Source organism: Pseudophaeobacter sp. C1-32P7, assembly GCF_041008775.1.
Taxonomy (GTDB): domain Bacteria; phylum Pseudomonadota; class Alphaproteobacteria; order Rhodobacterales; family Rhodobacteraceae; genus Phycobacter; species Phycobacter gallaeciensis_A.
Window position 1 is genome coordinate 1 of sequence record NZ_JAXGFR010000037.1, and the last position, 12,868, is coordinate 12,868.

The 12,868-nt window shown below is 60.9% G+C and carries 10 protein-coding genes and 1 pseudogene; 1 reads left to right on the forward strand and 10 read right to left on the reverse strand.

The genetic code is table 11. The annotated features are described in order from the left end of the window. Window positions 1-25 precede the first annotated feature (25 nt). Complete coding sequence (locus SM763_RS23035) at window positions 26-661, reverse strand: cytochrome b (RefSeq protein WP_368999893.1); 636 nt, start codon at window positions 659-661, stop codon at window positions 26-28. Between the two features lie 313 nt (window positions 662-974). Between SM763_RS23035 and SM763_RS23040 the strand changes: the two are divergent. Continuing rightward, window positions 975-1,364: pseudogene (locus tag SM763_RS23040) on the forward strand (transposase); the annotation flags it as partial. Window positions 1,365-1,869: 505 nt separating this feature from the next. Here the strand turns inward: SM763_RS23040 and SM763_RS23045 are convergent. The 9 genes from SM763_RS23045 to SM763_RS23085 all read right to left on the reverse strand — a co-directional run bounded on the left by SM763_RS23045 (window position 1,870) and on the right by SM763_RS23085 (window position 12,284). Continuing rightward, entirely contained in the window at window positions 1,870-2,427 is a 558-nt protein-coding gene (locus tag SM763_RS23045; protein WP_368999894.1) for a thioredoxin family protein, read from the reverse strand. 76 nt (window positions 2,428-2,503) lie between these two features. Continuing rightward, complete coding sequence (locus SM763_RS23050) at window positions 2,504-3,070, reverse strand: carboxymuconolactone decarboxylase family protein (protein ID WP_368999895.1); 567 nt, start codon at window positions 3,068-3,070, stop codon at window positions 2,504-2,506. 128 nt (window positions 3,071-3,198) lie between these two features. Then, window positions 3,199-3,783, reverse strand: a complete 585-nt coding sequence (locus tag SM763_RS23055) for a TetR/AcrR family transcriptional regulator (RefSeq protein WP_368999896.1) — start codon at window positions 3,781-3,783, stop codon at window positions 3,199-3,201. 208 nt (window positions 3,784-3,991) lie between these two features. Then, a complete protein-coding gene (locus SM763_RS23060) occupies window positions 3,992-5,992 on the reverse strand; it encodes a type IV secretory system conjugative DNA transfer family protein (protein ID WP_368999901.1) in 2,001 nt (666 codons plus the stop codon). Between the two features lie 8 nt (window positions 5,993-6,000). Then, window positions 6,001-8,211: a relaxase/mobilization nuclease domain-containing protein gene (locus tag SM763_RS23065; RefSeq protein ID WP_368999897.1), complete on the reverse strand. Its 2,211-nt coding sequence runs from the start codon at window positions 8,209-8,211 to the stop codon at window positions 6,001-6,003. After that, window positions 8,198-8,791, reverse strand: a complete 594-nt coding sequence (locus tag SM763_RS23070; RefSeq protein WP_368999898.1) for a transposase — start codon at window positions 8,789-8,791, stop codon at window positions 8,198-8,200. The genes SM763_RS23065 and SM763_RS23070 overlap by 14 nt, the downstream gene beginning before the upstream one ends. Before the next feature lie 668 nt (window positions 8,792-9,459). Next, window positions 9,460-9,666, reverse strand: a complete 207-nt coding sequence (locus SM763_RS23075; RefSeq protein WP_368999899.1) for a hypothetical protein — start codon at window positions 9,664-9,666, stop codon at window positions 9,460-9,462. A gap of 539 nt (window positions 9,667-10,205) precedes the next feature. Next, a complete protein-coding gene (locus SM763_RS23080; protein ID WP_245601474.1) occupies window positions 10,206-11,222 on the reverse strand; it encodes a nucleotidyltransferase family protein in 1,017 nt (338 codons plus the stop codon). Window positions 11,223-11,354: 132 nt separating this feature from the next. After that, entirely contained in the window at window positions 11,355-12,284 is a 930-nt protein-coding gene (locus tag SM763_RS23085; protein ID WP_368999900.1) for a DUF2493 domain-containing protein, read from the reverse strand. Window positions 12,285-12,868: the final 584 nt, after the last annotated feature.

Below are 12,868 nucleotides of genomic sequence, written 5' to 3' on the forward strand. Positions count from 1 at the left end.
ATTGTAAGCCGACCAGTTCGTGGTCTTATACTTCGTAGGGGCCCAACTGCTCATACCTTCCAGCTATCACGCTGGATTCACGCAGTGAATCCCTCACCCGATTTGCGCAACAAGGCCTCCCCAGGGAGGCATTTAATTTCGAAGAAGTCATTCGGCTCAATGTCTCATCCCTGTCAAAAAAGTGATGCTTTACTAATCCGATGACATGCAGCAGTATGATGGCAAATAAAGCAACGCCGACTGAAAAATGAACATCTTGCAAAATTACCATGAGTTCATCATCTTTGCCCAACAAGTCCGGCAGCGCAAACACCCCGAAAAATTCCACGGAAAAACCTGCAGCATTTGACATTAACCAACCAGAAAATGGCATCGCCACCAAAAGTGCATAAAATGCGAAATGCACCAATCTTGCGAGATTAAGCTCCAAATCTGAATGACCATCCAGATTGGCAGGCGCCCCAAATATTTTGCGCATGAAAATCCGCACGATCATCAACCCCAGCAACAACACGCCAAGAGATTTGTGAAGGTTGTAATAAAATATCAAACCTTCAATAACTTGAATATCCTTCATATATAGCCCCAAGGCCATAAGCCCCAAAACCAAAAAGGCTACACAAAAGTGAACAACCCTGAGAGGCAATGCATATTGCGGCATGTCCGTTTCTTTCCCCAACGATAGTTTTGACTACATTTTCGCCTGGGTAGGGGGTTCCATTACTGGAGTGTCAAGAAGAAAATACGACGAGGGAATGTACCGGTGGTCGCATCGGGTTGAGGACTATTTTCGAAAATATAAGTTTCAGGGTGGGCTTTGTCTCACAAATCGTGTGAGCGTTTCACTACCTGTGTCCATCCTTATAGCTGGAGGGGCATGCCCCGACGACGTACAAGACCACGAACGAGTCTTCCTGTTGCTCCTGCCCCACTGAAGTTGTCCACCGTTATCTTTCGGAAAACGGAGGACCGAAATAGCTACGAAACGGCACAATCCAGAAGAGATTTTCACAAAGCTGCGGCAGTTTGAGGTACTTATCGGACAGGGCACGACACGCGTGGATGCGATACGAGAGTTTGCATAACCGAACAGATCTATTATCGCTGGCGCAAGCAGTATGGCGGTATGGGAACCGACCGACTCAGGGAACTCGTGCGCCGCTACAAGAGAACGAACGGCTTAGAAAGGCCATCTCGGATCTGACGCTGGATAAGCTGATCCTTGTGGAAGCCGCCAAGGGAAGCTATTGCGCCCCTCTCGCCGCCGTGCCCTGGGGCAGCAGCGATCCACGCAGAAGAAGGTGCCCCAAGGCCCGGCCGACGACGCCCGGCTGGTTACCGGTATGATTGAACTGGCACGTCAGTAGGTCCGTCGCGGCTGGACGAGGTGTTGATCCGCCGTTATTCTTACAAAGATAGGAGTTCGTGATCGACTGCAAGGGCTCCCCCGCTGTCGTTTGACAGTTCAACCGCAAGTGTGAGTACCGAAGAGGTTGCGAGGTAGCCAAGGGGTCCAAATGGGCCCCTTTGGTGTTTTTTGAAGCGGCGGTCAAGGACGACAGCCAGAACGCGGAGTTTAGCCTAACAAAGTTGGGTTTGCTCCGTGGGCCCAAGGGGGTAAACCGGCCCTAAGCCGACCTTCATCCCCGATGCCGATTGCTGCAATGCGGCCAGCCAAAGCTGCCGTTGGCTGCGTCTGCGAACCTCAGTCGCGATCCGAGGTCAGCAACGCGGGACCTTCCTGCAAGTCAGCAAGGGAGCTGAGCGGCGGGATGCGGGTCGGCACGCCCGGTCTCTGGTCCAGCTTGGCTTCGGCCCGAGGGGTGGATCGGGAGCGGGCCAGACGCCAGCCCGCGTTCAGACGGCGCGTTAGAAGCCCGAATTACGCCACTTGATCGAGCAGCCCATCGAAGGCATCTGCTGCTTCGGTCCTTGACCCGTCCTGGCGATCTGCCGCATGGCCTCCACCAGCTCGCGGGTTCGGTCTGCGGACGCATCAAGGCGGGCATTGTCCAGACGGCCGCGATATTGCAGCCCGCCGTCGGCGTTCAGGCCAAAGAAGTCGGGCGTGCATACCGCGCCCCAGGCCTGTCCGACTGTTTGATGTTCATCTACGAGATAGGGGAAGCGCCAGCCCGCTTCGGCCGCAAAGCGTTGCATGTAGGCCGGGCGGTCTATCGGCACGGCGTGGTAGTCGTTCGACATCACGGCAAGCACTCCGATGCCCTCATCGAGCAAGGTATTGGCGTCTTCTGCCAGCCGGTCGGCAATCGCCTGAACATAGGGGCAATGATTGCATAGAAAGGCGACCAGCAGGCCCTTTTCGCCAAGATATTCGGACATCGTGAAAGCGCGGCCTTCGGGATCGCGCAGTGTAAAGTCCGGTGCCTTCCATCCGAAGTTGCAAATTGGGGTGTCGAGCAGCATGCGGGAAGCTCCTTGGCTTGATGTGAGATTGGCCCCGCGCTGCTGCGCGAGGCCCGGTGGACGATGGTGATCCGACTTATTCCGCTGCGGCAGAGGTCCTTTCCCAGGCGAAAGCCTGGAACGCCGCGTCGACCGGCGTTTCCGCCAGGTGGTTGGTGTAGTTCGACAGGACTTTCTGCGCCAAACCAACAAGGATATCGAGGATCGCACGGGGTTCGAACCCGGCGGCCAGGAAGGTATCCACAGCCGCTTTTGGCGCGTTGCCGCGTTCGCGCACGAGGATCAGCGTAAACTGGCGCAGCGCTTCGAGGCGCGCATCGGCAAGCGTTCGCTCCTCTCGCAGGGCGGCGACGATCTCGTCATCCACGCCTTGCATCTTGGCAATCGCGGTATGTGCGGGAACGCAGTAATGGCAGGCGTGCTCGACGTTGATCGTCATCCACACGACATTACGCTCGGTGACCGAGAGGGCGGTACGGTCGAACAATTCATGCAGCTTGAAATAGCTCTCGAGCAGCTCCGGCGATGAGGACATCACCTGATAGAGGCCTGGCAGCATGCCGTATTCCTTAACCGCCTGTTCCATCAGCGGTTTTGCGGCCTCGGGTGCGCTTTCGATCGAGTGGTGGGTGAAAACGGTCATTTCTTACTCCAATCCGGCGAGTTGGGGGGATAGCTATCTATCGGGGCCGGGACACGATAGATTGTGTATGTGCGTACATAAATTGGCCGCAAACAACGAACCTGGGCGCAAGTCAGATACATCATGCGCTAGGTGATGAGCGACAACAGCGCGTCATGCGCGGTGCGGGATACCTCCGGGTTTTGGCGGGCCACCGCCTGCATCATGGCGCCGTTGCCAACCGAGATCACGAGCCGGGCCAGCGCCTCTGGCGGAGTGGCTGAGGTCACCTCGCCGCTGGCCTGCGCGCGCTGGAAGGCCAGCGTGAGCGCCTGCAGCAGTAAGTTGTCCCCACGGCGTATCTCTGATGTCATATGTGGATCGCGCCCGACCTCTGCAGTGGAGCGCACCAACAGACATCCGCGCCCGTTGCCGGAAGACGCATCCGCCTCCCAGGCTTGCAAAAGGGCGTTCAGATTGTCCTTCAGCGGCGCCTCGCGTGCGAGCAGTTCGGTGGCCTTGCGGACGCGTTGGTCGATGTAGAGGGCCAACGCACGCCGGAACAATTCCGGCTTCTCGCCAAACGCATAGGTCAGGCTCTGCCGTCTGAGGCCGGTGGCCTGTTCCAGATCGCGATAGGTGGTGCCATTGTATCCGCCTGCCCAGAAAGCGGCCATCGCCGCCTGTAGCGCGGTTGTTTCGTCAAAGGAGCGGGGGCGGCCGGTACGTGTCATGATGCACTATATGGATGGCTATTCATAATTATGCAAGTCCTTAGATCAAACACCTACGGAGGGCCCAGTATTCAGGTGTGTTCCAGAAACAGGACCAACCCTGCTTCGCGGTGTTGAAGGTCCGCTTCGGCGGTTTCTTAGCTCCTCGCTGCAGAGCGTCGAATGTCGGCTCTCCGCCCTCAATGACCGTCAGACCATGCCCACCGCCCTACCGGTGAATTGGCTTTTTGCCACCCTCCTCCTTCAGCATCGCTTCCATGTCTTCTAAGCCATCTACAGCAGAGCGCATCTGCGCCTCATCATCCACGCCCACTGTCTCGGCATCCGCAACCTGGCCCCAAAAATCCATCTCCATCTGTCGCTGTTCCTCGGCGATAACGGCTTGAACGACAGGCGCGGTCTTTTTGGGCAAGGCGTCGGTTCGCCCTGACGTTTGACTGCCCGCTTCTTGGCGTGTGGTCTCCACTACGACGTCAGACCCACCTGGTACGCTCGCAGGCGGTGTCATCGGCATCGCGCGCACACTCAGCGGCAGCGGGCCCTGCAACCCACCTCCCCCCGGCTCCGGAAAAGGCAGCTCGCCCGTTTGTGCCGCGTGGATCGCCTTGAACAGCCGGTCGTCAAAATACTGAATCCGCTTCGCCCGGACCGGCATCTGGGCATCGATGACCATGACGATTTCGTCAAGCGGCAGGCGGCGCGCCTCATCCTCGGGCAGGAGAGAGCTTTCTTCAGTCCGTGTGGATTGGCTGCGCCCTTCAAAGGGGTTTTTGCCGATGGACTGGGATCGCGTGATAACGGTCTTCGTGGTCTTGCCAACCGCCTTGCTCAGCTCTTCGACGGTTTTCTCATCGGAGGGCGTCAGGTAGAGCTTCACACCGGCATTGCCTTGCAGGGCGCGGCGGGTGTTCTCGCCGTAGATTTCATCGAGGGCGGGAATGGTTTGGGTGACCACGGCCAGGTGGCCGCGATAGGTCCGCAGGGTCTCGATGCTCTCGACCACGATGGGCATCTTGCCGAGACGGTTGAACTCGTCGAGCATGATCATCACTGGCCACGGCTCGTCTGGCCCGGGATCCTTTTCCTGCATGGCCGAGAGCAGGTCGGAGAAAAACAGCCTGATCAGCGGCGCGAGGGGTTTCACCATCAGCGGCTGGACCACGAGATAGACCGAAAAGGGTTTCTTGCGGATCGTCCGGAAATCAAAGTCCGAGACTGTCGTCGCTTCATCGATGGCCGGGTTCTGCCATTGGTCGAGCCCCGATGTCATCAGGAGCGAGACATAGGAGGTCAGCGTATCGTTGTTGGTTGAGGCCAGCCGCGTGAAGATCAACTTGGCGGCCCTGTTATCGACCTCATGGCCGCGCGCGAAATACTCCTTCTGCTTGTTCCCGCCCGAGGCCGCGATGCGGTAGATCTCGCCCAAGGTGGGGCGCTTGCGCTGGAAGGCCAGCAGGCCTGCCGCCACGAAGAGATCGATCCCGCCCTTGAGCAGCCCCTGCACCCGGTCATTGTCGCTTTGCAGAAAAAGCGTCGCCAGGAGCTGCAGTTCCATCTGCTGGCGCGCGGGATCTTTCAGTTCGAAGATGCGCAAGAGCGGGTTGTAGCGATGCGTGCGCTTGCCCTCCCAATCCGCCGGAGCAAAGCGATAGACCTTGTCGCACTGGGCGGCGCGGTGGCGCGCCGTGGCCTCGAAACATTCCCCCTTCACATCGAGCGTCACGGCAGAGCCCTGCCAGGTCAGCAAGTTTGGAATGACGAAACCCGTGGTCTTGCCGCGGCCCGTGGGCGCCACGATCAGCGCGTGCGGGAAGACTTTTGAGCAGACGTATTTCGCGCGGGATTTTGGAGTCCCGAGCTTACCAAGAATGAACCCGGTCCCGGGAGCGCCGAAAAACCCGTTGGCCTTCATCTCGCGCGCAGACTGCCAATGGGTCTGGCCAAAGCGTGTGAGGGTCGAGCCCGACAGGGCAAGGCTCAGCATCAGGCCGGCAGCGGCGAAGCTGCCGATGATCAGGTGGATGAGTTGCGCGTCCTCCGGGCGGCGATCGAGGATCGCCAGATAGTTCTGCGCGATATAAGCAAAGTCGATCTCCGCCCCGAAGCCGAGATCCTGGTAGCTCAGAACCGCCGAGGCGATGGTATATCCCATGGCCCCGGTCACCAGCGTGACGAGCAAGATCCCAGTTGCGATCCGCGCTTTTCCCATGGCGTCGCTCAATGGATCTGCCCCCGTTCGGTCTCACCATCCACGTCTGTCGCGCGGTGTTTTTCGTATTCGGCGTCGGCGAGTTCATCGACCACCTGGCGCAGAGCTTCCGTATTAGCTGTCGCGGCATCGGATTGCAGATAGACCTTGGCGACATAGAGCCGGTCGAGGCGGTCCCCGAGAACTTGTTCCAGCGCATCGGCATCGCCGGATGTGAGGCGGCCCAACTGGCGGTCATCCAGCACCCGCGCGATCTCGGTTCGGAAAGCGTCCCTCTCGTCTTCGGTCTCGAAGGCTGCGGACAACTCCCCCGCCCGCTCATGAGTCAGCACACGGTCCAGTTCCGGCGTCTGGAGAACCTGCACCTCCCGCTGGGACAGGCGGGCGTCCTGAACATGGGCATAGGTCTCTCCGAGACCTTCGGCCAGCTGCTCTGGCATATCCGGATAACGCGCCTGCAAGTCCCGCGTGACGGCCACAGAGATCGGTGTGCGGCTATGAGCACCAAGGCGCGCAGCCTCAATCTCACGACCAATGCGGTCAGCCAGCGTCTGATCGACAATCCTGGCGCGGCCTTCCTCATCCATACGGATGACATCGGCCGGGCTCTGAAGAAGGTCCGGATGCTCCTGCAGGTAGGCGCGCTGCTCGGCCTCGAGGCGCTCCACGGCGCGGGTTTCGACTAAGGCCTCACCCCGCTCGCTAATGGACGTCTCCAACCGCACAACCTTGGCAGCCTCTTCAATTCTGTCTTTGGTGAGATGGACCCGCGCCGCGTGGGCCTCATCAATCACGCCATCGTGGCGCAGCACCGCCTCCCGTTCCAAGAGCATGCCAAGCGCGACATGCACATTGTTGAGAATGTCGCGCGCCTGTTCCAAATCGGCGCGGCGCTCGAGGCTCAGATCGCGAGCCTCGGCCACCTTGGAGAGATCATCAGCGATCCATTGATGCTCGAGCGCTGCATTTGAGGCGCCTGTCTCGATCCGGGCCACCACTTCCGATGTGCTGATCCCGGTGCCCCGTAGTGCTACGTCAATGCGCGCTCTCAGGTCGGGCTCGGCCAGTCGCTCGCGCTGGCTGGCGTCGATATTGGCCTCAGAATAGATCCCGCCGTCCGAGGGGGTCTCTGACAATGTGCTCGAACGTAATCCGAGCGGCTGCATATGCTGGACTTGTGTCTGGATCTCGATGAGGCGTTTTTCAAGCACGGGCCGCTCGGCATCGGGTTTCTCGGCGATCATGCCCTGCACCCGCGCCAGCTTCTCCGCATAGAGGCTTCTCAGATCCTCAAAACTTTGATCCTCGGCCATATACACATCTCCTGTTCGGTCCACCTGCCCACCCCGCGCCAGCACTTCGCCCGCGCGGAAGAGGGCTGCGGCAATATCCTCGCGGGCTTCGCGGGAGGCTTCCGCCGCAAGCGAGTGGTAGACAGTTGTGGTATTGGCGATCTCCGCGAGCGTCCGCGTCAGGTCCTGCCCTACGCGTTCCCGCTCGCGGGGCGCGCGGCCCTCTTCCTTTGCGGCATAGACCTCGCGGGTCCGGGCGGGGTAATGCACGACCCCACGATCCACCCGACGCGTGGCCTCCAGGCGCACGCCATACTTTTCGGCCTCCTCGACCATGGCGAGGCGGAAGTCGTCATAGTTGAAGCGGTGGTTGCGCCCCAGAAAGAAGAACTCGCCTTCCTGCGAGCGGCGGTTCAGCACCAGATGCGCATGCGGGTGATCGCGGTCCTCATGCACCGCGATGATGTAATCGAAATGCCCCTCATCGGTCTGGAAGAACCGCTCGGCCACATCCGTCGCGATGTCGCGCACATCCTCACCCCGCGTGCCGATCGGGAAGGACATGAGCATGTGCGTGGTCTGGCCAAGCTTGGGCTTGAAGCCGCCCTCCCACCGTTTGGCAAAGCGCTCGGTGAGGTTTTTGATGTCCTTCGCCTCGAGCTTGGCCTTACCATCCAGAAACCCGCTCGAGTCCACGATATGGGTGGACTTCGTGGTCAGATAATCAAGCTGGTTTGAGAGCTGTGATTTGGTATGCGTCCCCCCACCCCGGATCGCCTTGAAGACGGCTGGCCTGTGCCCAGCTGCCGCGCGCGTAAGCTGGCTCTGCTTGGCGACATGCAGCCCCTGCATCGAGCCCCGGATCCGGCTCCAGCCGTCCCGGAAGACCTCGCCTGTGACAGCGTCAACCGCATCATTCAGCCGCATGGGCAAACTCCCTTAGCGCGGCACTGGCCTCGAGCTGCATCGCGTCGCGCCGACGCCGCAGGAGCAGCTCGATCTCGTCGGCGGAATCGAGGATGAACCGCGCCAACCCGCGCATCTGCGCAAGGCGCGGCTCAGAAAACTCGGCACGCGTGCTACCATCAGCCCCCTGCCCCATCCGGTTGGCCTTCGTCATCTGCTTGGCGATCTGTGCAACCCCATTGCCGACCTCGTGCAGAGAGGCGCGGTAGCGCGCCATCTCAGCAGCCATCTGCGCGTCCGGAACGAACACCCCGCCTGCCGCCTGAATGAGCCGCCGCAGCCCCTCGGCCCGGCTCTCGATCCCCGCCTTCGCCAACACCGCGTCGAGCGCCTCAAGCTCCGCAGCAGTGACCTTCACACTGACCGCTGAGACCGGGATCGCGGCATCCGTCTGGCGCTCGGCATCGGCTTTCAGGACGTAGCGCACGGCCCGCGATGTGACCTCGAAACGCTCGGCCAGCTCGGACGTCGACACACCCTCCGCGGCCTCGCGGACGATCTGCATCTTCTCGATCTCTGTCAGGCGTTTTGTTCGGGACATGCGGAAGAAAGACCCCCTATTTCCTGCCACCTTCCACCAAGGCTGCCCCCACCTTACGATAATATACCCACCTGTCAATTATATACTTACGTCGCATTCAGTCTCAGGCAGCCTTGGTGTCCGCTTCCCCCGCCACCTTCCACCAAGGCTGCCCCCACCTTACGATAATATACCCACCTGTCAATTATATACTTACGTCGCATTCAGTCTCAGGCAGCCTTGGTGTCCGCTTCCCCCGCGGCCCGCAGGGACGCGGCTCTGCCGCCCTCACCACCGGGCGACCCACCTGTCCAATGGGTCCCGTCCGCCAGCACCGCCCGAGGGTCTGGACGAACACGCATGTGTTCGGACGGAACCGCGGGCGGGCGCAAACCCCACCGACAGGGCGGACAGGCAGGGTCAAGGAGGGCCAGATTTGGGTCCCCAAATCTCTGCCGCAAAAACCGGGAGGCCCTGGCCGATAGGTTTTTGCGGATGGCCCCCTTGAGGCTGACTGGCCGGTCTGTCGCGGCCTGATCATTCCGGGGGGAGTGCGTCCGTTGAACGCGCAGCGGCCGGCGGCTTCGTGAAGTCGCCTCGGGCGATCTGACCGCCGGACGCGGCATCCCTGGAACAGGGATCGGGCCGCCCCAAGATCGTCCTGGGGCGGCCCATCCTCGTCAGAGGATTTAGTCCTGGGGATCTTTCGCGCTCGCTGGGAACATCACCAGCTCCGAGACTGCGACCGGGAAGTCGAGCTTGAGGCTGAAGAACTCCGATCCATCCCCGTTGCGGGTGTTGCGGAACATCGCACCCACGCGCTGAAAACGGGTGCGCTCCTGGCCATCGGTATCGGTGAACTTGACGGGAACGGTGGCGACGTAGTGGTTGGTCATTTGGGTTACTCCTTATTGCGATGAGGATCACCCAGCACGGGGGCAAGAGGACCGGTCGCAAGCGCAAATGCGGAGGGTCCGCGGCCCCGCCGTGGAAGCCGTATTTGTGCTTGCCAAAGCGTGAGCTGAGGGCACGAACGGGCCGACCCCGTGCGATCCATATGCATAGCAAAAAGGAGGGACCCGATTGACCTGTGCTATCACGCAGTCGCCACCATCCGCGTCCACGTCCTGCCGAACCTGGCCGGGGTGCTGATGACGCCCGCCCGCGTGGATGCGATGTTCCGAAACACCACCCGAGGGTTGTGCAGGTCTTCAGCCTCATGTGCGACGTCTCGCCCCCTCGGTCTTGCGCTGCTGACGATGTGCGAGGTGCGCACCATCCCCAGCCCGTACCGATGTGGATGGGCCGAACTCTGACGGGCTGGGTAGAGGGATGACGGTGCTGGCCGCCGCGAGTTGCTGAAAAAGTGTGACCGATCGCACGCGCCATGAGACATGACGAAAGGGCCGAGCCAAGCGCGACCCCGTTACGGCCATCACGCGCCCAAGCTGTCGAGCAACCCGCTGGTATCAGGCATTCGCTTCAGCGAGTTGCCGATGTGCTCCCGCCAGCGCGGCCCAACCTCCATTGCGGTGGCATAGGCCCGAGCCAGATCATCGGGCCGGTCCTCGGCCATCGCTTCGATAAGGAAAGCCGCCTGCTCGCGGTCCTTCGCGGATTTCAGGCTCCCTGCCCCATCGCGGCGCCGGTCGGCAATGATCAGTTTGTGGACTGCATAACGCTCCGGGCGGGGCACCTGCACCAGAACGCCGGATCTATAGATCGCCGCCGCGTGGATCGGCTCAGCGATCAGGAAGTTGAGATAGTTCAATCCTTGGGCGTTCACGCCCAATGCTGGCAGATCACGGATGGTCTCATCTCCGAACGCCGGTGTGAGAAACTCGACCAACTGGCCGCTGCCACCCTGGGCCCATCGCCATGTCCGACCTTGGTCAAGAGCTGGCAGAGGATCGAATTTGAGCGCCGAGAACGTCTCGGCAAGACCCGGGTCGACCTGATCCTGCAACGCAACGCTGAGCTTCTCGAACTGCGCGATGTCGATGTCGCCAGTATTGGCCATACCGCCAATTGGCAGTCGGATACCAAGCTCGCCTTCATAGAGTCGGAACGCGTTTGTCCCGACGATGGTGCCACCCAAACGGAAGGTTCCGGCTGCGGCCATGGCCGACAGGATGGAACCGGTCGCCCGGTCGGTGGGCGTCATGCCTTCCGCACGCAAGAGCCGGACAAGCCGCGACCGTTCCGCCTGCCGATCCTTGGCCGTTGCGCGCAGCTCTTCAATCCGGTCGATGCGCGCGCGCGTCTCGTCGCTGTCTTCGCCGATATAGATGAACCGCATCTCCGTCCCGACACGGCGCGCGGCATACCAATAAGCCTTATCCCCACGCTCCTTGAGCGTGGGCTTGCCTTCGACACCGGACAAGGCGTCGTCCTTCAGAAGACGCACCAGGTCGGTATAGGCGCTCATCGCGATGCTGCTGAGTGGGGTCATGCCTATCATTTCCAAGTTTTGCTTGGCATTCATATACCTATCAAAACAGGAAATTGCTAGGCAAAGTGATTTGGAGAACGTCCACACCCATAAGAAACGACGAAAGGGCCGCCCGAAGGCGACCCTCTCTCTTCAATCCTGCGACGCCTTCTTCGCCGGGTCCGCAACCCGCATGACCGTCAGGCATTTCGCTTCCGCCTTCTGCCCGAGGTTCAGCGCGACCCCGTTGCCGCCGAAGAGCACAACCCCCGTCGCCGCGAACTTGTCGTCTAGCATCTCGTCGTTGCACTTGAACGGTGCCGCCCGCCCATGCGCGGACCAGCGCGGATCGAAGCGCGCCTGTGCTATCCCGCGTGCCCGGGCCCACCGAGCCGCAATCATCTCCGCCCCGTGCTTGCCACCCTTGTGGCAGAGGAAGATCTCCTGGTTGCGGTTCTGCTTGATCCGTTCGCGAACCTTGTCGAGCGTGTTGAAGATCACATCGACATCGGTCCAGTCGGTGGCGCCTGAGACGATCAGGGGAACCCCTTCGACTTTCGATTTCTCGGCAGTCTCGCGGTCGTGCTGCTCCAGGAGCTGCCGCGCCTCAAAAACAGCACCTGTCTCCTGCGCCCGGATGCTCGCGCGCGACCCGGCCGCCGGGATGAAGGCGTGACCCGTCTCGATCTCGTAGCATTCCGCCGCAGCCTCGCTCATCACCTCGATTGCGCCGACAATCTCGCGCAGCTGCAGAAAGCGCGCCTGCGCTTCTTCCAGCGCGGTCTCGGCGATCTCCGATCCGTCGTGGGATTTTGCCAGCGCGCCGATCTTGTCGGCGGTGCGATCGACCTCCTTGCCGAGCGCCACCTTGCGGCGCTGCAGGATCGTGGCGAGCCCATGGGCCAGCGGTTCGATTTCTGCTTCGAGCCCGGTCCCGCGCAACTGACCAAGCAGAGCCTCGAAGCTCTCGCGGATGATGCGGTCGGTCAGGATGTGATCTTCCGGGATCGGCAGCTGTGCATCCTTCTCGGTCAGCCCGAAAAGCTCGATGGTCTCGTAGGTGTTTGCTGTGTCGTAAGCCATATTCATTCTCCAGATATTGGGTTCGACCACCACGTGAGTGTGGGGGCATGGCCGAATGCCTGGTTTCCGAATCTGCCCGGGTCAGGGACGGCGCAGCCGCCGGCTTGCCGGGCGCAAAAGTTTTCTGCGTGCAGCACCCGACACATGCGCGCCCTCACACACGGGACCGCCCCCCGCCACGGGCACCGCCCTCGCCGAAAAGTTTTGCGATCCTTGACGCGGGCTGATTTGGGGGCCATCCGGAGGATATGCTTCCGCACTCATGTGTGTGTGTGTGTTGACGGTAGGTTTGACCGACCTGAGCAGGCAAACGGCCTGACCGGACGCGGGAGACGGATGGAGCGGCGGGATCGTTTTGCCGCGCAAAACAGACCAGAGCGCAATCCGGCGGAGCGGCTGGGGAGGGACGTGCTCGCGAGGCGGGCAAACCGGGACGCCAAGCGCAACGCCGCGGTGAGGCCGCATGGGGTCACTGCATAAAAGTGACGTTATTGTCCGGCTCGCGCGAACTTTACGGGAACACTTCAGGTTTCAGTCGGATTTCTGGTCTCTGAGGGCGTTATAGAGGCTTGTTTTACTGATTT

Excerpts from the sequence above, each read along its gene's own strand:
- SM763_RS23035 (WP_368999893.1), bottom strand. The coding sequence starts at position 661 with ATGCCGCAATATGCATTGCCTCTCAGGGTTGTTCACTTTTGTGTAGCC.
- SM763_RS23045 (WP_368999894.1), bottom strand. The coding sequence starts at position 2,427 with ATGCTGCTCGACACCCCAATTTGCAACTTCGGATGGAAGGCACCGGAC.
- SM763_RS23050 (WP_368999895.1), bottom strand. The coding sequence starts at position 3,070 with ATGACCGTTTTCACCCACCACTCGATCGAAAGCGCACCCGAGGCCGCA.
- SM763_RS23055 (WP_368999896.1), bottom strand. The coding sequence starts at position 3,783 with ATGACACGTACCGGCCGCCCCCGCTCCTTTGACGAAACAACCGCGCTA.
- SM763_RS23060 (WP_368999901.1), bottom strand. The coding sequence starts at position 5,992 with ATGGGAAAAGCGCGGATCGCAACTGGGATCTTGCTCGTCACGCTGGTG.
- SM763_RS23065 (WP_368999897.1), bottom strand. The coding sequence starts at position 8,211 with ATGCGGCTGAATGATGCGGTTGACGCTGTCACAGGCGAGGTCTTCCGG.
- SM763_RS23070 (WP_368999898.1), bottom strand. The coding sequence starts at position 8,791 with ATGTCCCGAACAAAACGCCTGACAGAGATCGAGAAGATGCAGATCGTC.
- SM763_RS23075 (WP_368999899.1), bottom strand. The coding sequence starts at position 9,666 with ATGACCAACCACTACGTCGCCACCGTTCCCGTCAAGTTCACCGATACC.
- SM763_RS23080 (WP_245601474.1), bottom strand. The coding sequence starts at position 11,222 with ATGACCCCACTCAGCAGCATCGCGATGAGCGCCTATACCGACCTGGTG.
- SM763_RS23085 (WP_368999900.1), bottom strand. The coding sequence starts at position 12,284 with ATGGCTTACGACACAGCAAACACCTACGAGACCATCGAGCTTTTCGGG.